Source organism: Vibrio mediterranei, from assembly GCF_900088415.1.
Taxonomy (GTDB): domain Bacteria; phylum Pseudomonadota; class Gammaproteobacteria; order Enterobacterales; family Vibrionaceae; genus Vibrio; species Vibrio mediterranei.
Window position 1 is genome coordinate 236,946 of record NZ_FLLQ01000007.1, and the last position, 21,295, is coordinate 258,240.

The 21,295-nt window shown below is 43.4% G+C and carries 17 protein-coding genes; 10 read left to right on the forward strand and 7 right to left on the reverse strand.

Translation table 11 applies throughout. The annotated features are described in order from the left end of the window. The first annotated feature begins 20 nt into the window (after positions 1 to 20). From VME0621_RS19770 to VME0621_RS19780, 3 genes are all read left to right on the forward strand, one after another. Positions 21 to 1,973: an ATP-binding protein gene (locus VME0621_RS19770; protein WP_062459401.1), complete on the forward strand. Its 1,953-nt coding sequence runs from the start codon at positions 21 to 23 to the stop codon at positions 1,971 to 1,973. Positions 1,974 to 1,984: 11 nt separating this feature from the next. Further along, positions 1,985 to 2,482, forward strand: a complete 498-nt coding sequence (locus VME0621_RS19775; RefSeq protein ID WP_062459398.1) for a response regulator — start codon at positions 1,985 to 1,987, stop codon at positions 2,480 to 2,482. 310 nt (positions 2,483 to 2,792) lie between these two features. Further along, the gene (locus VME0621_RS19780; RefSeq protein WP_038230233.1) at positions 2,793 to 3,338 is read left to right on the forward strand and encodes a hypothetical protein; all 546 of its coding nucleotides are present in this window, start codon (positions 2,793 to 2,795) and stop codon (positions 3,336 to 3,338) included. A gap of 52 nt (positions 3,339 to 3,390) precedes the next feature. Here VME0621_RS19780 and VME0621_RS19785 read toward each other — a convergent pair whose 3' ends face one another. Next, on the reverse strand, positions 3,391 to 3,981 hold the full coding sequence (locus VME0621_RS19785; RefSeq protein ID WP_038230231.1) for a TfoX/Sxy family DNA transformation protein: 591 nt from the start codon (positions 3,979 to 3,981) through the stop codon (positions 3,391 to 3,393). Between the two features lie 374 nt (positions 3,982 to 4,355). On the opposite strand from VME0621_RS19785, the gene VME0621_RS19790 reads away from it, so the two are divergent. The 5 genes from VME0621_RS19790 to VME0621_RS19810 all read left to right on the forward strand — a co-directional run bounded on the left by VME0621_RS19790 (position 4,356) and on the right by VME0621_RS19810 (position 9,914). Next, a complete protein-coding gene (locus VME0621_RS19790) occupies positions 4,356 to 5,279 on the forward strand; it encodes an HDOD domain-containing protein (protein WP_038230229.1) in 924 nt (307 codons plus the stop codon). A 90-nt stretch (positions 5,280 to 5,369) separates the two neighbouring features. Then, complete coding sequence (locus VME0621_RS19795; protein WP_062459396.1) at positions 5,370 to 6,275, forward strand: LysO family transporter; 906 nt, start codon at positions 5,370 to 5,372, stop codon at positions 6,273 to 6,275. 98 nt (positions 6,276 to 6,373) lie between these two features. Continuing rightward, positions 6,374 to 6,886 (forward strand): hypothetical protein, encoded by a 513-nt coding sequence (locus VME0621_RS19800; RefSeq protein WP_006074733.1) that lies wholly within the window; start codon positions 6,374 to 6,376, stop codon positions 6,884 to 6,886. A 185-nt stretch (positions 6,887 to 7,071) separates the two neighbouring features. Further along, positions 7,072 to 8,730 (forward strand): pyridoxal-dependent aspartate 1-decarboxylase PanP, encoded by a 1,659-nt coding sequence (gene panP / locus VME0621_RS19805; RefSeq protein ID WP_062459394.1) that lies wholly within the window; start codon positions 7,072 to 7,074, stop codon positions 8,728 to 8,730. 329 nt (positions 8,731 to 9,059) lie between these two features. Beyond that, positions 9,060 to 9,914, forward strand: a complete 855-nt coding sequence (locus tag VME0621_RS19810; RefSeq protein ID WP_006074735.1) for a MurR/RpiR family transcriptional regulator — start codon at positions 9,060 to 9,062, stop codon at positions 9,912 to 9,914. 51 nt (positions 9,915 to 9,965) lie between these two features. Here VME0621_RS19810 and VME0621_RS19815 read toward each other — a convergent pair whose 3' ends face one another. Continuing rightward, on the reverse strand, positions 9,966 to 11,192 hold the full coding sequence (locus tag VME0621_RS19815) for an iron-containing alcohol dehydrogenase (RefSeq protein WP_006074736.1): 1,227 nt from the start codon (positions 11,190 to 11,192) through the stop codon (positions 9,966 to 9,968). 409 nt (positions 11,193 to 11,601) lie between these two features. Here VME0621_RS19815 and VME0621_RS19820 point away from each other — a divergent pair, with 409 nt between their 5' ends. Both VME0621_RS19820 and VME0621_RS19825 read left to right on the forward strand, forming a co-directional pair. Then, positions 11,602 to 11,868 (forward strand): GrxA family glutaredoxin, encoded by a 267-nt coding sequence (locus VME0621_RS19820; RefSeq protein WP_006074737.1) that lies wholly within the window; start codon positions 11,602 to 11,604, stop codon positions 11,866 to 11,868. 255 nt (positions 11,869 to 12,123) lie between these two features. Beyond that, on the forward strand, positions 12,124 to 13,806 hold the full coding sequence (locus VME0621_RS19825; RefSeq protein WP_006074738.1) for an aspartate:alanine antiporter: 1,683 nt from the start codon (positions 12,124 to 12,126) through the stop codon (positions 13,804 to 13,806). 116 nt (positions 13,807 to 13,922) lie between these two features. Here the strand turns inward: VME0621_RS19825 and fabV are convergent, their stop codons facing one another. The 5 genes from fabV to VME0621_RS19850 all read right to left on the reverse strand — a co-directional run bounded on the left by fabV (position 13,923) and on the right by VME0621_RS19850 (position 21,287). After that, on the reverse strand, positions 13,923 to 15,125 hold the full coding sequence (gene fabV, locus VME0621_RS19830; protein ID WP_006074739.1) for an enoyl-ACP reductase FabV: 1,203 nt from the start codon (positions 15,123 to 15,125) through the stop codon (positions 13,923 to 13,925). A 187-nt stretch (positions 15,126 to 15,312) separates the two neighbouring features. Beyond that, positions 15,313 to 17,595, reverse strand: coding sequence for an acyl-CoA dehydrogenase (locus VME0621_RS19835; protein ID WP_062459391.1), 2,283 nt, complete (start codon positions 17,593 to 17,595; stop codon positions 15,313 to 15,315). Between the two features lie 79 nt (positions 17,596 to 17,674). After that, the gene (psrA, locus tag VME0621_RS19840; protein ID WP_081411584.1) at positions 17,675 to 18,310 is read right to left on the reverse strand and encodes a TetR family transcriptional repressor PsrA; all 636 of its coding nucleotides are present in this window, start codon (positions 18,308 to 18,310) and stop codon (positions 17,675 to 17,677) included. A 391-nt stretch (positions 18,311 to 18,701) separates the two neighbouring features. Continuing rightward, the gene (nhaA, locus tag VME0621_RS19845) at positions 18,702 to 19,871 is read right to left on the reverse strand and encodes a Na+/H+ antiporter NhaA (protein ID WP_038230220.1); all 1,170 of its coding nucleotides are present in this window, start codon (positions 19,869 to 19,871) and stop codon (positions 18,702 to 18,704) included. Positions 19,872 to 20,180: 309 nt separating this feature from the next. Next, positions 20,181 to 21,287, reverse strand: a complete 1,107-nt coding sequence (locus VME0621_RS19850) for a lipocalin-like domain-containing protein (protein WP_231892974.1) — start codon at positions 21,285 to 21,287, stop codon at positions 20,181 to 20,183. Between the last annotated feature and the right edge of the window lie 8 nt (positions 21,288 to 21,295).

Below are 21,295 nucleotides of genomic sequence, written 5' to 3' on the forward strand. Positions count from 1 at the left end.
GAATCGAATAGCGCAGGTTCATGACAAAGCGAAATCAATACGCCGTACTCTGTTTAGACAATGATCTGATTAATTTGGACACTCTGGATACTGAGCTGTCTCTCTATCAGTCACACTTTGATATTCATCTGGTGACGTCCATCAGTGAAGGACACGAACTGTTGCAATATATCGGTGCTCAAGGGCAACAGCTGGCGATGGTAATTGCCAGACATAGTCGTCTTTTCGATGGTGGAGAGTTTCTTATTCAGCTAGAACAAACTCTTCATGCTCAATCAGCGCGAAAGATACTGGTGAGCCGAACTAACTTCCAAGACGTTCAAGCGATTTTAAATGCCGTCAACGAAGGACGACTAGACCACTGCCTTACTCTACCCTTAGAACAAAAAGAGTTACACAAAACGGTCGTCAAAGAGCTCACTCAATTCGTTATCACTCACGAGAAAGACAACCTACTTCATTATGGCAAAGTACTCGATCAACAGAAGATTCTCCGCGCCCACATCGACCAAAAAATGCACTCCTACCGGGCCAGTTTTATTCACGATTTCCATGAACTATCAGACAAAGAACTCGCCGCCCAAGTCATTGAATCTCTTTTGGGATTTTTTGCCGAAAAAGACGAAACTCGTGCGGTAAGAGAGTATTCACCCGAACACCTGCTAACCGTTGAAGGCCAGCCTAACGAATTTCTGTGGTTTATCGTCGAAGGTCAGGTGACGCTGTATAAAAAAGATGAGTTGGGTCAACAGCGTGAAGTAGTACGACACAGTCGAGGCGGTATTGTCGGCGGCATGTCTTTTGTGACTGGCGAATGCTCGTTCTCAACTGCCATGACATTGACCGGCACGCAAGTTATTAAATTAGATAGAAAAGTATTCACTCAAGTAATGCATTCTAATACCGACTTACTGCCACTCTTTACTAACCTGTTACTGCGACATTTTAACCGACGATTACAACGTAGCATTGATACTAAGCTAGAGTTGCAGAAGACATTGGAATCGTTGGAATCGGCCCATCAACAGCTTATAGAACAAGAAAAAATGGCGATGTTAGGGCAGCTTGTTGCAGGTGTTGCTCATGAGCTAAACAACCCAGTTTCTGCGATTTTGAGAGGTGCAGAGACCGTTTCAGAGAAAATTGATTCTATACTTAAACAAAACCATGACGCATCCACTTTTGAACTCGGATTGAATGTCCTTGAGCAAGCTAGACACTCCACACCACTCTCCACCTCGGAAATAAGAGCAAGAACTAAAAAGCTTCAAGAGACGCTCAAAGAACGCCGACTAGCCAAACGACTGGTCAATCTCAACTTACAAGGTAATGAACAGCTTTTAGCGCAAGCAACACAGTCACCAGATAAGCTAACGAGTGAGCTAGATAAACTTGAGAACTTTCAAGTAACCGGTGCCACCCTGCGCTCTATTCAAGTGTGTGCCCAACGAATTGCCGACATGGTCAAGAGCCTAAAAGGCTATGCGAGACCAGATAATGAATCTTACGAATGTGTCGACTTGCATGAGGGCATCGAAGATACGTTAGTCATTTTTGAGAACCGACTAAAACGGCACTCTCTCATTAAAGAGTATGGAAAGCTCCAACCGGTACTTTGCAAACCCATTGCCTTGCAGCAAGTATGGACCAACCTTATTTCTAACGCGCTAGACGCACTCCCTGAAAAAGGGCAGCTGACGATTCGGACTGACTGCATCGCTCGGGAAGGTTCGTTATATAACATGTATCAGTTTATCGACAATGGTGCTGGCATTCCTCGCGATCAACTTGAGTCGATATTCGAACTTAATTTCACTACCAAGAAAGAAGGCAACTTCGGGCTGGGTATCGGTCTTTCCGTTTGCCAACAAATTTTGAACCAACATAAAGGCTGGATAGAAGTCGACTCTGAAGTTGGTGTTTATACCAATATGTCTGTACTCATCCCTGTCGACAACGATGACAAATTATAAGGAGTATTACGATGAGCGAATACCTAATCCTATGTGTAGATGATGAACGAGAAGTGTTGGACAGTGTTCTACAGGACCTCGATGATTATGAAGAGCATTTTGTTGTCGAAGGTGCTGAATCAGTTGATGAAGCGAGAGAAGTGATTCAAGAACACGCTAAAGATGGAACAAGACTGGCACTGATTCTCTGCGACCACATCATGCCAGAACAAACAGGCGTCAGCTTCCTTATCGAGCTTAGTGAAAATGAAGAGTTCAAGCACTGCCGTAAGGTACTACTCACAGGGCAAGCTGGTCACGAAGATACAATAGAGGCGGTCAATCACGCCTGTCTCGACTTCTACATTAGTAAACCATGGAAAGGCGATCACCTGAGAGAAGTCGTTAAACAGCAGCTTACTGATTTTGTGATAGAACACGATAAAAACCTCGCCCCTTGGGGACGAATCTTAGATACAGAACGGATTTTTAAGGCCCTATCAGATAATCGAATGAGCTTTGGCGAATAACCGAGTTTCATCCCAAATACCATTTCTGTGAACTATAGCTTCATAACAGACTGTAGTTGTGGGAATTATAGAGTGGCTACTCTCAGGTTTTCTGTTACTAATTCCTTACAGAATGCGGACGTTTTGATTGAAATCTGTATGACAATGTAAATTTTTGGGAATTTGCCCCCGTTAAAGACACTTTTTATTGGTGAATCAATCACAAATTGGATTATCATACCCCGATAATGATTGTCGCCATAAGCTTGATGCGACGCGCGTGCTTCTTATGGGCAAGGAATTAATTTCAACAAAAAGGTTTAGAGACACTATGCGCAAAACTCTATTAGCCGCTCTGATGGTGATCACTTCTCAGCAGGCGTTTGCAAACCAAGAAGAACAACGAGCTACAATGAGCAACTTCAACTATGATTACGCTGAAGCTCGAATTGGTGCAAGTCCGATGACATTCGGTGCTGCAATTAGCAAGTCAATCCACCCTAACGCTCATATCGTTGGTAGCATTGATTCTAAGTTTGAAGGTGATTACGATTTTTCTGGTGGTGTTGGCTTCCACGCTCCGGTAAATAACTGGGCGGACTTTACTGGTGAAATGCTTGCTCACATTCACGACAGCGGTGAGCATCACAAAACAGATACAGGTATGGAAGTTAATCTAGGTGTGCGCCAATGGTTAGGTCCACAACTTGAGATTGGTGGTAAAGCCGGTTACCTGAACGTTGGTGATAAAGATCGTTGGATGGGTAGCGTATATGGTCGCTTCCACTCAACTGAACTATTCTCACTAGGCTTAGAGGGCCGTATCAACCATATCTATGGTGATCAACTTATGTTTACTGCTCGCTTTGCATTCTAAGGCTATTAGCGAACGGATCGAAAAAGGTCGTGCTAAGCACGACCTTTTTTATTTAATCGATTTCTGAGCAGTACTGTAACAGCTGCTGTTTACGGGGGTCTTGAATCAACTTCCAGTGTATTCCTTCAACCGCACCTGCGAATTTCCAAAGCAATTTTACATCCACATCATTGCCATAGGTTCTTTTTACTTTATTGAACACTTGCGGCGCACCCAACTCCAAGAATGTTTTTACATCTTCAATGCCGGACTTCTTCACCATACGCTCGAGCGTGAGCTGCATATTCGGTAGGTCTCGAAGTCTTCTATTTTCGACAGACTTCTTACTTGAGTGTTGTTCAACAGAATTAGTAATAGAACGCTGCACTAAGTCACTTAACATTGGTGCGCTTTCATTAAACAACGCTGTAATGTCGTAGTAATTAACAGTTGCCGTAGATTGCTTTTTAACATGCCTAAACTTTTCACAGTTTAGGTTTTGTAGCGTCTCGTCTAAAGCACAGCCACCGCGAATAAAGACTCTATCGTTACTGATAAGTGCATACATAGCACCGTCTTTAAACAGCCCTGTACCACCAAACATGGAACGCTTTTGAGAGATACCGAATTGAATTGTGTAGTTGTAAAAAGATTGCTCTATCATTTCCTTTGATCCTTAATCTTTTACCCCGATTAATACGATCACCAGAAATAGCAGCGGATAAATGCGAAAAAATATTATTTAGAGTCAGTCAATATAAGCAGCAACTGCTCTGTTTGTTTTATATGTAATTATAATAGTTCACAATGCAAAATAAGTCTGGCTCAACGTCACAAATGTGCGACTTAAAAGCAAAAGCTTTGCGAGTCACTTCACATGTTCTCTATTATACAACCAATTTCATTAACAATTTTCTAATTGAATGGTGTTTCAAACGTCAAACAATTGACCTAAGACTACATTTTGGCATTTAGGTTATTGTCAATTGTAAAGCCTGACAGGTAAACTGACCTTCTATCTCCAGCTGTCGAAATCTTATGAACCACTTATCTTTTTACTGGCTACCAGACAACCAACAATTATTTATAGAAAGCTTAGAAACTGAATTTGCTGAGCTCGTAGAACAATCAATTAATACCGGAAAAATATCCCTTCCTCCAATTTCCGAAGTTGTTCTCAAGATTCAAAAACTGTGCTCCTTAGAGTCCACCGGGATTTCGGACATCGCGAATTGCCTATTGGAAGATCCTGGGCTAGCAGCCATAGTGCTCAAAGTCGCCAACTCTGTCATCTTTAATCGTGGCAATGTGACCTGTAAGGACCTGAATACAGCGGTCTCTCGCCTAGGTATCCTTCGTGTCCGAGACATTGTGACTGCCCAATCAATCGAACTTCTTAAGCACTCTGTCAATCTGACTGAAGAATGTAAGGATGTTTTGGTACAAAGTGCAGCAGTATCAAGAGAACTGGCTGCGACCATGGTGATGGTCACTCAAGCTTTCCAAGATCAAGCGCCGACAAGCTATCAATATCTTGAGCAAGAAAAAGCGCTACTTGTTGGCTTCCTGGCCGACATCGGACTTTTCTGCCTAGTTAACGAATATCACCTTTACTTAGAGAAAGGTAACTATCTCGACTCCAATCTCGCGATGCAAATATTCCACTCGCGCTGCCCTATTACCAGTGAGCAAGTATTAAAAACTTGGGGCTTTGACAATGATTTTATCGAAGTAGCGTCGAATCAACCGAAGTCTCTAGAGCGACCGGAAGTGTCCTATCTCGATATAGCACGAATCGCCAATCACGTGCTGTTGTATCGAAAGCAAGACCACGAAGCATTAGAAGAACATGAAGTCGAAATAAACGTAGATGGTGCAGAAGTGCTGTATAAGTTAACGACGATGTCTGATCAGGAATTCAAAACCAAGACATCAGAAATTATCCGCTCAGCAGGAATGTAGGAGAGCAATCTCCTATCTCACTCTTGTTTTTGTGAAGTAAACCTCTCACAATACCGCATACGCTAATAGTAACGAAGGATCGTCGCGTCAATGTTTTCAGGGATGTTGTATATTTTTACGCCGCTAGTCATCGGTTATTTTTTCTCTATTAATAATAAATCATTGCTTGAGGCATTAAATAAAGCGACCTCATGGCTGATTTACATCATCTTGTTCCTTATGGGACTGAGCCTAGCCGCATTAGATAACTTCGGAAGCAACCTCAAGACCATTGTTACCATGACATTGGTGTTCTTTGTGTCAATCGGTGCCTGCAATTTGCTGTCTTTACCCCTGGTCGACCGTATTCTGCCACTAAAGACCGAAAATCTGACAAGTAACCTCCCCCTTTCAGCTATGGCATTAGAGTCCCTAAAGCTTATATTAGTGGTCGGTTCAGGCTTAGTAGCCGGTCTATTGTTGCCAATAGGTTTAGGCTGGGTAGAAACTGCCAGTGAGTGGATTCTGCTCGCTCTGCTATTTTTTATCGGTATTCAATTAAGAAACAGCGGACTCACGCTAAAACAGATTCTGGTAAATAAACAAGGTATGGCGATCGCACTCATTATTGTCGTGAGTTCTCTCATAGGTGGTGCAATTGCTGCAATGGTGCTTGATATCTCGGTCTACAAAGGTCTTGCTATGGCGTCAGGCTTTGGGTGGTATTCACTAGCAGGAATTCTAATGGGCGATGCATTTGGACCAGTTTACGGTGGTGCATCTTTTATGATTGAACTGTTACGAGAGCTGGTTGCACTTGTCTTTATCCCATTATTAATCACCAGAAAGCCCTGTACCGCTATAGGCTATGCTGGAGCAACAGCAATGGACTTTACCCTACCCGTCATTCAAAGCACTGGTGGCGTAAGATGCGTCCCTGTCGCCATCGTTAGTGGTTTTATTTTGAGTCTATTGGTACCAGTCATGATGTTATTTTTTGTATCACTTGCTGGTTAGATCGCAGGAAAACAGCAATTTTTCAGATATGCTTCGCTATCAAAACAACAATAAAGACGTATTAATAATTTAGTTAGCCCAATTCAAAGGACAATATAATGAAAAAATGGCTTATCGCAGCAATGCTCGTCGGAACTTCTTTTTCCTCATTTTCAGCTGACACGCAATGCTTAGAGAAGAAATACGATGCTTATATCGATGCATCTATCCAATGGTATGATGATCTTGTTCAATTAACGACCCAGCAATATCCAGAACTTGAAAGCGTTGGACAATGGTTTCTAGATGGTCGTAAAAACCATTTTGAACTTAATCGCGAAGCCGTTCATTACTACTTAAAGAACGAACCAACCAAAGTGGCAACCGAGCGCTCAATCGAAAGTTGGCTGCAACTAGAGCAACAAGATGTAAAAGCGCTAGCACAGCGTAACGACATGTTAGGTAAAGCTGCTGCTAAGAGCTTCGCTGATCGTCAAGCTAAACCTCATGAACAGAACTACGATCTACGTAGCGCGTTTGCTGATTTACTCAGCCATCCAAAGAAGATCGACACTGCACTTAATAAATACAACTCGGCTATCCAAAAGGTAGAAAAAACCGAGTGTAAATAGTGCAGTAACAACATTTAAAAAAGCTGGCAAATTGCCAGCTTTTTGCGTTTTATTTGACCATTCACACAATGCTACGCACGCAACTCCATGAAAATTAAGTTCCCATTCCAATTTTTGCGAGACTTTCACCGCTAATTGGTTTAGATTGTGCCGCTTGCAGTAACGGAATAATAGTAGATCACGGTATGGTATCTGAGCAGAAAATTGCTGATGTCAGCTTCGAAAGCCTTCTTCGAATCTTCACTATCCCTGAAGGACCAGATTCAACTCTGACCCAAATCGAAGAAGGATTGTCCAAGAACTTAAACCAGTTTTTGCGCGAACATATAGTGGCAGAAGAAAAGCCTTTACATGAAATTGAAAAGGACTTTTCTAGTGCTGTTATTCCAGAACAACCAGCATTTGTTTCGGACCATACTGAACACCTTCTTGATACGCTAGTATCGCACTCGGTACACACCTCTTCACCAAGCTTTATCGGTCATATGACCTCGGCCTTGCCTTATTTCTTGATGCCGTTGTCAAAAATTATGATCGCGTTAAATCAGAACTTGGTAAAGATTGAAACCTCCAAAGCATTCACGCCGCTAGAACGCCAAGTTCTGGGTATGCTTCATAAACTGATTTATGGGGAGTCCGAGCCTTTCTATAGTCGATGGATGCATAGTGCTAACCATTCTCTTGGTGCATTTTGCTCGGGAGGCACCATTGCCAACATCACCGCGCTTTGGGTAGCACGCAACAACGCTTTAAAAGCGCAAGGTGATTTCCTTGGTGTGGAAAAAGAAGGGTTGTTTAAGGCAATGAAGCATTACGGTTATGAAGGTCTAGCCGTGCTTGTCTCTGAACGTGGGCATTATTCTCTAAAAAAAGCCGCAGACGTTCTTGGCATTGGTCAACAAGGTCTAGTTGCCGTTAAAACGGATAGTCACAACCGAATCTGCCCTGAAGATCTAAAAGCCAAATTTGCTCAGCTCAAAGAAAACAAAATTAAACCTTTTGCGGTCATTGGCGTTGCCGGGACAACCGAAACAGGTAACGTTGATCCATTAAGAGAAATCGCTCAAATATGCCAACAAGAGTCTTGTCACTTTCACGTTGACGCAGCATGGGGCGGCGCTACTTTGATGTCAGCTAAATATCGCTCTCTACTAGATGGTGTGGAACTGGCGGATTCGGTGACAATTGATGCGCATAAGCAGCTTTATATCCCTATGGGTGCGGGTATGGTGTTGTTTAAGCAACCAGATGCCATGAAGAGCATTGAGCACCACGCTCAGTATATTTTGCGCAAAGGGTCGAAAGACTTAGGCAGTCACACGTTAGAAGGTTCACGTTCAGGCATGGCAATGCTCGTTTATGCCGCAATGCATATAATTAGCCGTCCAGGTTATGAGCTGTTGATCAATCAAAGCATAGAGAAAGCTCGTTACTTTGCTGACCTCATTAAACAACAAGACGATTTCGAGCTGGTAAGTGAACCAGAATTGTGTCTCCTGACCTATCGCTACGTTCCAAAATATGTCCGTAATGCACTGGTTATTGCTTCAACCGAGCAGACAACCGAGATCCATAACTTGCTAAATGAACTGACTAAAGTCATTCAGAAAAAACAGCGAGAAACCGGGCTCTCCTTTGTATCTCGCACACAACTTAATCCAATTCAATGGACACTGCGCGACACTATTGTGTTTAGGGTCGTTTTAGCCAACCCTTTAACTACAACGGATGTATTAAGTTCAGTGCTTGAAGAACAAAGAGATATTGCTAAAACAGCGCCTAACTTAATGGCAAGACTTGAGCAAGTCTCTCACGAGATCCTCCAAACAAAAGACCAAAAGTGAAATCAATTTCATTCTCGCAGTTATGAAAATTTCTTTCTGTTTTGTGGGAGTAATACGGTAAAAACGAGCTAGAAACTGGCGATTTCTGGCTGTTTTTTCTTCAATTGTTTTTTTCTTCCATTTTTTTGTTTGATGCCTGTCATATTCTAAAGATTTCATGTGAGCTTTTATTACAGCTCGTATGCTGCTTCGTTTATACTGAGGACATGGAGTTGGCGTATTTCTAACGTACTATAAGAACTCAATGTTAGATTGAGATTTGCGAAATTACCTTTTGCTCTTCACTAATAGAATCGCCAGCAAGTTGTTCTCTTTACCCTGTGAACACTATGAATACACTAGAGAAAGTCCAAAAAAATTTAGAGAACTTCAGTAAATCTGAACGTAAGGTTGCTGAAGTTATTATGGCATCCCCCCAGACTGCCATACACTCAAGTATCGCGACACTCGCTAAGATGGCGGATGTTAGTGAGCCAACTGTTAACCGCTTCTGCCGTCGTTTAGACACCAAAGGTTTCCCAGACTTTAAACTGCATCTCGCACAAAGTTTGGCGAATGGTACACCTTATGTGAACCGTAACGTCGAAGAAGACGACGGTCCGGATGCCTATACTCATAAGATTTTTGAGTCGACAATGGCATGCTTGGACGTTGCTAAGAACAGCCTAGACCCGATGCAAATCAATCGTGCGGTTGACTTGCTGACTCAAGCAAAGCGAATCTCTTTCTTTGGTCTAGGTGCTTCCTCATCGGTTGCTCGAGATGCTCAGAACAAGTTTATCCGTTTCAACATTCCTATCTCTTGTTACGAAGACGTAGTAATGCAACGTATGAGCTGCATCAACTGTTCAGACAACGATGTTATCGTACTGATTTCTCACACAGGTCGTACTAAGAGCCAAGTTGAAATTGCTCACCTTGCTAGGGAAAACGGTGCAACAGTTATTGCCGTTACCGCGAAAGACTCGCCGTTAGATAAGGCCAGTTCACTATCTATTACTGTCGACGTACCAGAAGACACTGACGTTTACATGCCGATGGCTAGCCGCGTGGTACAGATGACCATCATCGATGTCTTAGCGACAGGCTTTACATTGCGTCGTGGCTCTGGCTTCAGAGACAACCTAAAACGCGTGAAAGAAGCATTAAAAGATTCTCGCTACAACAAAATGCCTAACTACTAGTCATAGAAAATCCTTTAAAAAAGAGGCCAATGGCCTCTTTTATATTGCTCGTTAATCTGTCTCGACTGGATTATTGCGAATCTCTACTTGGTTTGAGTCCTCATGGGTTTGCGGATGACCATCGCACTGACATTGACACACTTGATTCAGAATAAAAATTAGTCTGTCTTCAGTTAATGGTATAGGGTTGCCTTTAATAGCTACTGACTTCATTGCATCAGCAGCAACCTGCTCGAAAGACGTATTACAAACGCCAAACTCGGATAGTAGTGGCAGTTCAAGCCTTTCGAGTATCATATTCACCCATAGCACGCTGTCTTCAATACTGGCATTGGTTCGTCCAGTAAGAATTTGCGCCATATTACGGTATCGATTCAACACGTCACTGCGTCCTGCTCTTTTCGCTGCTTTAATGTTCTCAGTCATAACATGTGGAGCGAGTCGTGCGGTAATCACGCTATGTGGCGCGGTAATTTTGCCACCAAGCGCTGAGGCAAGGCCATGAGCAGCCCCCAATTTGGCATTAGTTATCGCCATCCCGCCTAGCATCGCGGCAAAGGACAGATCCGCACGTGATTTGGGATTATCTTGTTTGCAACCTGAGATAATGGAATAACTGAGGCGTCTCAAACCTTCTTCACAAACCATATCAGTCAATGGGTTGGGTTCACCACAAACGTACGCTTCCATTAAGTGAGTAAATGCATCCATTGCACCCCGCCCCGAAGTGTAAGCATCGGTACCGTAGGTTAGAACAGGGTCGACAATCGCCACATCAGGCAACATATCCGGATTCCGTAAACTCACTTTAACCTTATCTTGTCCAGATTTAAGTACCGCATTTTTGGTCACTTCAGCTCCGGTACTGGCTGTAGTTGGAATTGCGATCATGGGAATAGGTTTGGTTTTTAATGGCACATTTCGACCCACAACTTCAACATAGTCGTAGACATCACCCTGATTGGGAATGATCGCAGCAAGTGCCTTACCCATATCTAAAACACTGCCACCACCAATAGCAACCACCATGTCAGGCTTAAAACGCCTACCCATGATCGCCGTTTCCTCGACCATGGTAATGTTAGGCTCACCACGAATGGCGACATGCTGATAACGCATGTTTTGGCTGTGAAGATAATGAATCACAGGGTCGGCTCTTTGACGCTCCTGCCCTGTTACCAGCAACACACTGTATCCAAACTGATTGATGATTGAGAGGGAAGATTGAAGCGCGCCCTCTCCGAAGATAATACGACTAGACGTCATGAACTGAAACATACCAATATCCTTTAGGTATACCATTCGACTCACTAATCAAACCATTGCCTATGAAACTAGCAATACAAATACTCTAAGTGTGAGTCTTATTGGTAGTGCAAACATAGAAAAGAAAAGCTTCGATAAGCATGCAGTTTCCTTTGCTGCAAAAACTTGATTTAAACCAAGCTACTTAGTTTTTGCTCTATTTTATATCGACAACTTTGCCATAAATCACACTCCGTTATGTTCAACTTTGCATCTAACTGAGTAAATTATGCTCTGATAGTTTTCACCTATTAGAGCAAGTGGGATTTGCCACTTTATTTCCTTTTCATCTTGAGGCATAGTGGTTTCCAACAATATGAAAGAGCTGAGACTTGGTCTCTTTAGATGCTCAGAAAAAGTTTAATCTTCAAGGAGAAAGTCAATGTTCGTAGTGATTTTTGGTCGCCCTGGTTGTCCATTCTGTGTTCGTGCAAAAGAGCACGCTGAAAAGCTAAAAGAAAAACGTGACGATTTTAACTACCGTTACGTTGATATCCATGCAGAAGGTATCTCAAAAGCAGATTTAGAGAAAACTGTAGGTAAACCTGTTGAAACAGTACCTCAAATCTTCATTGACCAAGAGCACATTGGCGGCTGTACTGAATTCGAAGCCTACGCTAAAGAAAACCTTGGCCTTTTTGACGAATAATCGTCTGCACTATCAATAGTATAGTTGAAAAAAGAGTCTCAATAGCCAGCTGATATAAGCTGGCTTTTTTTATTTGCGAGCTGCATCCGTTTTCATCAAGACTGTCATCGATTGTCAGGCTTTGTCTGGATAAGGATAGAAATACGTAATCTAATAGTAAAACATAAAAAAAATCACTTATCTTTTTGATTATTTCGGCTACAATCGCCACACTTTATTAATCTCAACTTAAGCCTCTTCGAGCAGCTACATACAGTGAATATCGACGTAGTAAATTTGCTAGATCAAAACCCGATTCTTCTCATCTTTGTCGCTTTAGCGATTGGCCTTGCTTTTGGCAAAATTCGCTTTGGTAATCTTCAACTCGGCAACTCTATTGGTGTTTTAATTGCCTCTCTCGTCATGGGACATTTAGGTTTCAGTTTTAATGCGGAAGCCTTGACCATCGGCTTTATGCTATTTATCTACTGTGTGGGTATTGAAGCTGGTCCCAACTTCTTTGGCATCTTTTTCCGTGACGGAAAACATTATTTAATTCTCAGTCTTGTTGTGTTGGTCACCGCACTGACAGTGACCTACTTTGCTAGCCACTACTTGGGACTTGATTACGGTCTTTCCGCGGGTGTGATGGCCGGTGCTTTGACCGCTACACCAGTGTTAGTAGGTGCTCAAGACGCCTTAAATTCAGGGCTTGCGACGATTCCGCGTGGAATGGACTTCTCTTTGGTCATAGAGAATCTTTCTGTAGGTTATGCAATGGCTTACCTGATCGGCCTTATCAGTATGATCATGCTTGCCAAGTTACTGCCTAAGTTGCAAAAGCAAAACCTGCATGACTCTGCACAGCAAATCGCGCAAGAACGAGGGTTGGGCGGCTCAGGCCAGAGAAAAGTCTATCTGCCTATTATTCGCGCTTACCGTGTCGGACAAGAACTCATCGACTGGACGGACGGGAAAAATCTGAGAGAGCTTGGCATTTATCGCCAAACAGGCTGTTATATCGAACGAATTCGCCGTAATGGCATCTTGGCTCACCCAGATGGCGATGCAATTTTGCAAGAAGGCGATGAGATTGCCTTAGTTGGCTTCCCAGATAGTCACGCTCGACTAGACCCAAGCTTCCGCAACGGTAAAGAAGTATTCGACCGCAACTTGCTCGACCTGCGAATCGTTGAAGAAGAGATCGTAGTAAAAAGTGACAACATTGCAGGAAAGAGCTTATCGAGCCTAAACCTATCCGAGTATGGCTGTTTCCTCAACCGAGTCGTTCGAGCGCAAATTGAAATGCCAATGGACGCCAATATCGTGCTGGCAAAAGGGGATATTCTTCAGGTCAGTGGTGAAAAGAGTCGTGTACATGGCCTTGCAGAGAAAATTGGTTTCATTTCGATCCACAGCCAAATGGCTGACCTGCTCGCGTTTTGTAGCTTCTTTATTCTTGGCATTATGTTTGGTTTGATTACCATGACTTTTGGTCAAGTTTCGTTTGGTCTAGGTAACGCTGTAGGTCTTTTGCTTGCAGGGATCACGCTCGGTTTCTTAAGAGCCAACCACCCTACCTTTGGTTACGTTCCTCAGGGGGCCTTGAACATGGTCAAAGATCTTGGCTTGATGTTCTTTATGGTTGGTATTGGCTTGAGTGCAGGCGGCAAGATGTTTGAGCACTTAACTCAAGTCGGTCCCCAAGTCATAGCGATAGCTTTCTTGGTTAGCGTTGTGCCTGTTGTTTTAGCTTACCTTGTTGGAGCGTATATTCTGAAAATGAACCGAGCGTTGTTGATAGGTGCGATTGTGGGTGCACGAACTTGCGCACCGGCTATGGATGTTGTTAATGAACACGCACGTTCAACTATACCGGCACTTGGTTATGCGGGCACCTATGCTATTGCTAACATACTAATGACACTAGCAGGTACCATACTTATCATCTTGTCCTAGTCTTTTATAACGAAAGCTCTAGGGCAACGCTTCTATTAAAACTTGTTATTTCTATATACAGCAAATAACAAAGGGGCGCATAAAGCGCCCCTTTTCATTATCAACTAATGTCTCGATTATAGGTCGATAACATCAAACTCTACCAGTGGTGATACATCTGCATCATAGTCCACACCGTCAACACCGAAACCAAATAGCTTCAAGAACTCTTCTTTGTACTCAACGTAGTCAGTTAGTTCTTTCAGATTTTCAGTTGTGATTTGTGGCCAAAGTTCTGCACAGTGCTTTTGGATATCATCACGCAGTTCCCAGTCATCTAGACGTAGACGATTCTTTTCATCGACCTCTGCAGCGCTACCGTCGGCTTTGTAAAGACGCTGAGAGAACATACGGAAGATCTGCTCCATACAACCTTCGTGGATACCCTCTTCACGCATCTTCTTAAATACCATTGCGATATAAAGAGGCATAACAGGAATCGCCGAACTTGCTTGAGTCACAACAGACTTAAGAACCGCTACATTGGCACTACCACCAGTTTTAGCCAACTTATCGTTAAGCTCGGTAGCGGCACGATCTAGGTCCATTTTTGCTTTACCTAGTGCGCCTTCCCAATAGATAGGCCATGTCAGTTCAGTACCAATGTATGAATACGCAACCGTCTTACAACCGTCTGCAAGTACACCAGCATCTGATAGCGCGTTAATCCATAGCTCCCAATCTTGGCCGCCCATTACAGTAACAGTATCTTCAATCTCTTGTTCTGTCGCAGGCTCAACACTTGCTTCAATGATAGTGTCTGAGTTTGTGTCTACTGCTGTAGAAGTGTAAGTCTCACCAATTGGTTTTAGCGATGAACGAATCAGCTCACCCGTTTCTGGAAGCTTACGTACTGGAGAAGCCAATGAGTAAACCACCATGTCGATTTGACCAAGATCTTCTTTGATTAAATCAATAACTTTTTGTTTTGCTTCGTTAGAGAAAGCATCACCGTTGATGCTCTTCGAGTACAAGCCTTCTTCTTTTGCTAGCTTGTCAAAAGCAGCAGAGTTATAGAAACCTGCTGTACCAGGCTTACGTTCTGTACCTGGTTTTTCGAAAAATACGCCGATTGTCGCCGCACCACCACCGAATGCCGCAGCGATACGAGAAGACAGGCCATAACCACTAGAAGAACCGACAACAAGTACACGCTTTGGCGCGTTTGCAATTGGCCCTTGAGCTTTGGTATAGGCGATTTGTTCTTTTACGTTTGCTTCACAACCTACTGGGTGAGTAGTAGTACAAATAAATCCACGAATTCTTGGTTTGATGATCATATTCAGTTCCTCAAAAAATCCCTAGTAGGATAAGAGTTTCAATCCCAGTTCGCATCTTATTTCTGTCAATTTCCTTGAATTTTCTAAGTGGTTGGAGCACTTTCGGCGCCTAATCCTCGATTTCTATAAAAAAAGCGCCCTATAAAAAGGCGCTTTTTGCTGTTCACAAGAATAGTTTTTGTCCTAGTTAGGCAACACTATTCAACTTTGGCTTGGATTCTGAGTGCGTTCTTACTTCAGACATGTCATGGCTAAAGTGATCAACTTGAATCGCTTTGTAGCGAAGAGCATCCGCTTCACGAATTCTAGCGACTTCTTCTTCAGTCAGAACATTAGCTTCAATTGCTTGATTCAATCGATCTTCCAATAGGCCTTTCTTCGCTACTTTGCCTTCTTTAACACCAACAAACAGCTTTTTCTCTAGGTCACGAATGTTGTACATCGCGATAAAGGCGTTTTCCATAAGACCGACATTATCGTCCTCTTTCGGCCCGATGTAACATAGGTGAGTCAGGCGATCACGATGCGCGCCCGGTACCATCATGCTTTTCGCTAGTTTCAACCCTAGGTCGTCTGATGGTTTCTCAAAATGGTTACCAATCGGGAATAATAGACCTTTCAAAGTCACCCCTGCCCATCGTGCTGGGAAGTTGCGGTAAGCTTCGTTCAGTGACTTCGCTGCATGGTAGAAACAATGTTGAACCGAGTAATGAACGTAATCCAAGTCAGCTTGTTGACGGCCATCATCTTCATACTTCTTCAGCGCCGCAGAAGCCATGAACAGGTAAGCAAGACCGTCACCTAAACGTGCTGAGATCATCTCTTTACGTTTCAGATCACCACCCAGTGTCAACATGGCAAAGTCTGCACTCACTGCCAAGGCTTTACTTAGGCGAGTTAGGTCTTTGTAGTAGCGTTTCGTTGGACCACTCATATGAGCACCGACAAATGCAGAACCTGTTAATGCTGCAGTAAAGGCACCCAAGGTGTTTTTAGTTGCATGACCGATATGTTTGAACAGTAGCTTATCAAAGTCCTCAGCAGCCTGTTTCTCATCTGGGTTGGCTGCTGCTTCCATCTCTTTAAGGACATATGGATGACAACGTGTTGCGCCCTGACCAAAGATCATCAAGTTACGAGTGAGGATGTTTGCACCTTCTACTGTGATGGCTACCGGGATACCCAAATAGCTCGAAGCAAGGTAATTCATAGGACCATCTTGGATGGCACGTCCAGCATGAATATCCATAGAGTCATTGAGGATAGTGCGCGCCATCTCAGTCATATGGTATTTGGCAATCGCGGTAACGATCCCTGGTTTTTCACCCATATCCAGCGAGGTAGTCGTTAACGTTCGAGTCGCTTCAAGTAGATAAGTTAGGCCACCAATACGACCCATAGCTTCTGCTACACCCTCAAACTTACCGATAGACATACCAAACTGTTTACGAACATAAGCGTAAGCACCCGTTGTTCGTGTTGTTAGGTGCCCAATAGCGGTGCCTAGTGCTGGAAGTGAGATACCTCGACCCGCAGACAGACATTCAACCAACATTCTCCACCCGCGACCTGCATACTCTTGACCACCAATCAGCCATTCCATTGGGATAAATACATCTTTACCACGTGTCGGACCGTTCATGAATGCCAAATGCAGTGGGTCATGACGCTCACCGATCTCAACACCTTTATGGTCTGCTGGAATCAGTGCACAAGTGATACCGATATCTTCTTTGTCACCCATAAGTTTGTCGGGATCGTGCAATTTGAAAGCGAGACCCAACACAGTCGCAACTGGTGCAAGCGTGATATAACGCTTATTCCAATTAAGGCGAATCCCTAATACTTCTTTGCCTTCATGCTCGCCATAACACACGATACCTTTATCTGGGATACCGCCAGCGTCAGAACCCGCTTCAGGGCCCGTCAATGCGAAACATGGGATATCAGTACCGTCAGCCAAGCGTGGCAACCAATAATCTTTCTGCTCTTGCGTTCCGTAGTGAGACAGAAGCTCACCCGGGCCTAGTGAGTTTGGAACCATCACCGATACGGCAGCACTAATACTGCGAGTCGCAATTTTAGTTACAATGGTAGAGTTCGCTAGTGGCGAGAACTCTCTACCGCCAAACTTTTTAGAGATAATGAGAGAAAAGAAACGCTCTTTACGCAAGTATTCCCATACTTCTTTCGGTAAATCGCGGTCTTCTTTCACGATTTTGTTGTCATCTAGCATCTCTAGCAGTGTTTCAAGCTCATTGTCCATAAAGGACTGTTCTTCTGCTGACAGCGTCGGCTTAGGGTACTGGTGCAGTGTTTTAAAGTTAGGCGTTCCAGAGAATAACTCGCCATCCCACCATACGCTCCCTGCTTCCATTGCTTCTTTCTCGGTTGCCGATAGTGGTGGCAATACCTTCTTAAACATTTTGAATGCAGGGTCACTTATCCATTTTCTTCTCAGAGAGCTCATGATACCTATCCTTTTGTTCAGATTATTTCTTGTTATTATTTGGGTTATTAGTTTGATTAAGGTTTTAGCTTGGTAGTCATTATTCCGCCGCTACACCTGCAGCGAGATAGGGAATTATTTGGTTGATGATTGCTTCTGCGTCTACTTCTTTATCAAAGGAACTCAAAGCAATTTCTGATAATGCTTGACTCGATGCCATAGTGAATACGCATGTACCCAGTGTTAGGTGCAAACGCCAAAACAGGGTTTCTGCATCTAACTTTGGATTCGCTTTCATCACAGATTGAGTGAACATCGCTAGCGCTTCGGTGTACCGAGTAGTGATAAACCAGCGCAAGTGGCCTTGAACATCAGTATAGCCACGTCCAACTAGCGACATGAACCTGCTCGCTCCTCCCGGCTTCACTTGGTTCAAGCTAAGCAAAGGTGACTTCAGCGCACCAAATACATCAGCCATTGTGTAGTGCTCACGCTCATTCAGTTCGTAGAGCGCCGCTTCTACAGCTGGCATGAACGCTTCCAGATAACGATTAAGTACCGCTCGAACCAGAGTTTTTTTATCGCCAAAATGATAGTTCACGGAGGCTAAATTCACGTTAGCCTTGCTAGTGATAGTTCGTAGAGAGGTATCGTTGAATCCATGCTCAGCGAACAGTATCTCTGCGACATCGAGAATCTTATCCTTGGTAGTTACTCTATTGGTCATTTCAATCATCCGTATCAAACACATGTTTGAATATACTCTCGCAACAGCAAGATAACAAGTGATTAACATCAAACTTTTTAATAAATACATAAGACTGGTCTGACAAGATTTATAACCAACTGTTTTCATTAAACTTTGAAAATATTCTTAAAAAAACGTGTTTTTTTGTGAACTAATTCATCTTGGCTAGGTCTATTTAAGTGTTATCAACAATAACTTGTTTTACCGACATGACGCTGATTTCCATTGTTATTGTTGATGACATATGCTGCTTTTTCTTATTAACTCCTATTTTTTGTATCCGCCCAAACCAACATTGGTTTGGGCTTTTTTTATTCGTTTTTCAAACATAAAAAAAACCCAGCCTAAGCTGGGTTTGTCTAATCATAGTTTCTGGCAGTTAGTATTGAACCTTAGGCTCTGGTGCCTCTTCCTTAGGAAGTGAGAAGTTAAGCAGTATGTAGCCAAGAACAGCTGCTGTTGTTGAGCCCATCAAAATGCCCAATCTAGCGTATGTATCAAACTCAGGACTCACTCCAGTAAACGCCAGAGATGAGATGAATATCGACATGGTAAAGCCAATACCACACAAAACAGACACCGCAAACACCTGCTTAAAGTCCACACCATCAGGCAATTTTGCCACACCAAGTTTCACTGCTAACCAACTAAAGCTGAAGATACCTAGTGGTTTACCGACCAACAGACCTAACGCAATACCAAGTGGCAACATCGACGTTAGACCCGACATCGACACACCTTCCAGCGAGATGCCAGCATTGGCAAACGCGAAGATAGGTAGAATCAAGAATGCGACGTATGGATGAAGTGCATGCTCTATATGTTTCAGCGGTGACTTCTCGCCTTCATTCCCTCTAAGAGGAATAGCAAAGCCTAATACCACACCAGCCAAAGTTGCGTGCACGCCAGAGGCCAATACGCTCACCCAGAGCACCGCACCAACTAAAAGGTAAACAGGTATGCTTGTCACCTTCTTCGCGTTCAACATGAACAGCACTGCAGTCATGATAAAGCCAATAGTTAACGCCAACGTAGACAGATCGCTGCTATAAAACAAAGCAATAATAACGATAACGCCTAAGTCATCAATGATAGCAAGTGCAAGTAGGAATACTTTCAAAGCTACAGGGACACGCTTACCGAGCAACGCCATGATACCTAAAGCAAACGCGATATCCGTTGCTGCAGGGATAGCCCAGCCACTCATCGCTTCAGGATCACCCATGTTAAACAGTACATAAATAAGTGCCGGAGCCAACATGCCACCGACCGCGGCAATCGCAGGGAAGATAGCAGTCTCTTTAGACTTCAATGCACCTTCGAGTAGCTCACGTTTTACTTCCAAACCAATCAGGAAGAAGAAGATCGCCATCAAACCATCGTTGATCCAGTGTGAGATAGACAGACCAAACACGTAGGTATGAAGCACGCCTTGATACATTTCGTTCAATGGAGAGTTTGCGACGAGCATAGCAATCGCAGCAGCGATAACGAGGATGATACCTCCAGCTGACTCCATCTTGAAAAAATTACGAATGACGTCATTCATGTTGTAAAGCCCTTAATAGTTATTCATCTTGTCAGAATGTTAAAAATTGTATATCTAGTTAATTTTCAGAAAAAATCGATTCTACGGAGTTTATACTAAGGAATTTCCGAAGTATAAAACTAAACCGTTCGAGATATCCTCACAAGTAATGGCCATGTTAGATAGAAGTATAGTGCATAGATACGCAGCTAGTCATTGATAAATTCAATCACTTAGCTGTAGTCAATATCATTTGAGAGTTAAAGGCAGAGGAGAATTAGTAACAGATTGTTACTTGTAACTATATAACAACAAAAAGGTTTTTCTTACCTAATAACCACTAAGTTGCATAAAGCCAATAGCAGAATTTGAACCTTTGGCCGTAACTGAACCTTGCCATTGTGGTACGACGAAATTCACCCAGTTATCTCGCTTACGAGCATTAATAACCAAGTTAATATTTTGGCTGGGGATTTGTAGATTCCAAGATAGAGGCACACGAGTTCCTGACGCAAATTCCGTATAGTTGAGCGCCTTAAGTATGATGTCCTCCGATGGGATGTTTATGATGTTACCATTAATATCAATCAAAGAAGCAGTGGTATAGGGCATATTGTCTTTGTAACGATATTGGCTCACCTGTAGCGCCTCTGTATCGCTCAGCCAAAGAAGAAAGTTGTCTTCGCCGACATAATTAGCACCAACAAGCTCACTACCCCACTCTTTACTTAGCCAAGCGCGGCCTGTCACTTTCAGCGCCTTACCATCTGGTAGGGTCAACTCTCCTGTTGATGCAACAAATGGTGATTCAAAGGTATAAGATGCGCGAGGGAGTAGATCATGTTTGGCGTGGTAGCCATTTTCGCCAATAAGAGCATATGGGCCGGTTTGTTTTAACTTAAGATTCACACTGAAATTATCGCTGGATAAACGCAGATTCCCAGGCAGTGGCTGATTAGACAGTGAACGCCAAGACCACTCATCAATCCAAACGCGAAATGGGCGGCTAAGACCTCCCGCCTGACCGATACCACCACGAGCAATGCGCTGATCGGTAAACATTCCTAAATGGCTATTCATCACTAAATTTGCGATGTAGATTTGTGGATCTTGCCAACCCGTTGCAATACGGTCATCACTGGCATAGCGAAAAAAGCGCCATCTTAGCCAGTATGCCTGACCAGATTCGTCTTTAAGCTGCACCACCATCTGCCACCATTCATGTTGGAACTCAGGATGGAAACGGAAGTCTCTTGGTAGCTCAACCTCTCGGTCGGGTAAAACAGGTTCAAATACTTTGCGGCCTGGAGAACCAAATACGGTGTTGATATAGCTCGCTTTAGTCACACTAGGCTTTGACTCGCGTGATTCCGTTAGCCAAATTGAAGTGCTGGCGACCACCACTACCAGCAAGCATGAGAAAATAAGCTTCTGCATACGATTCA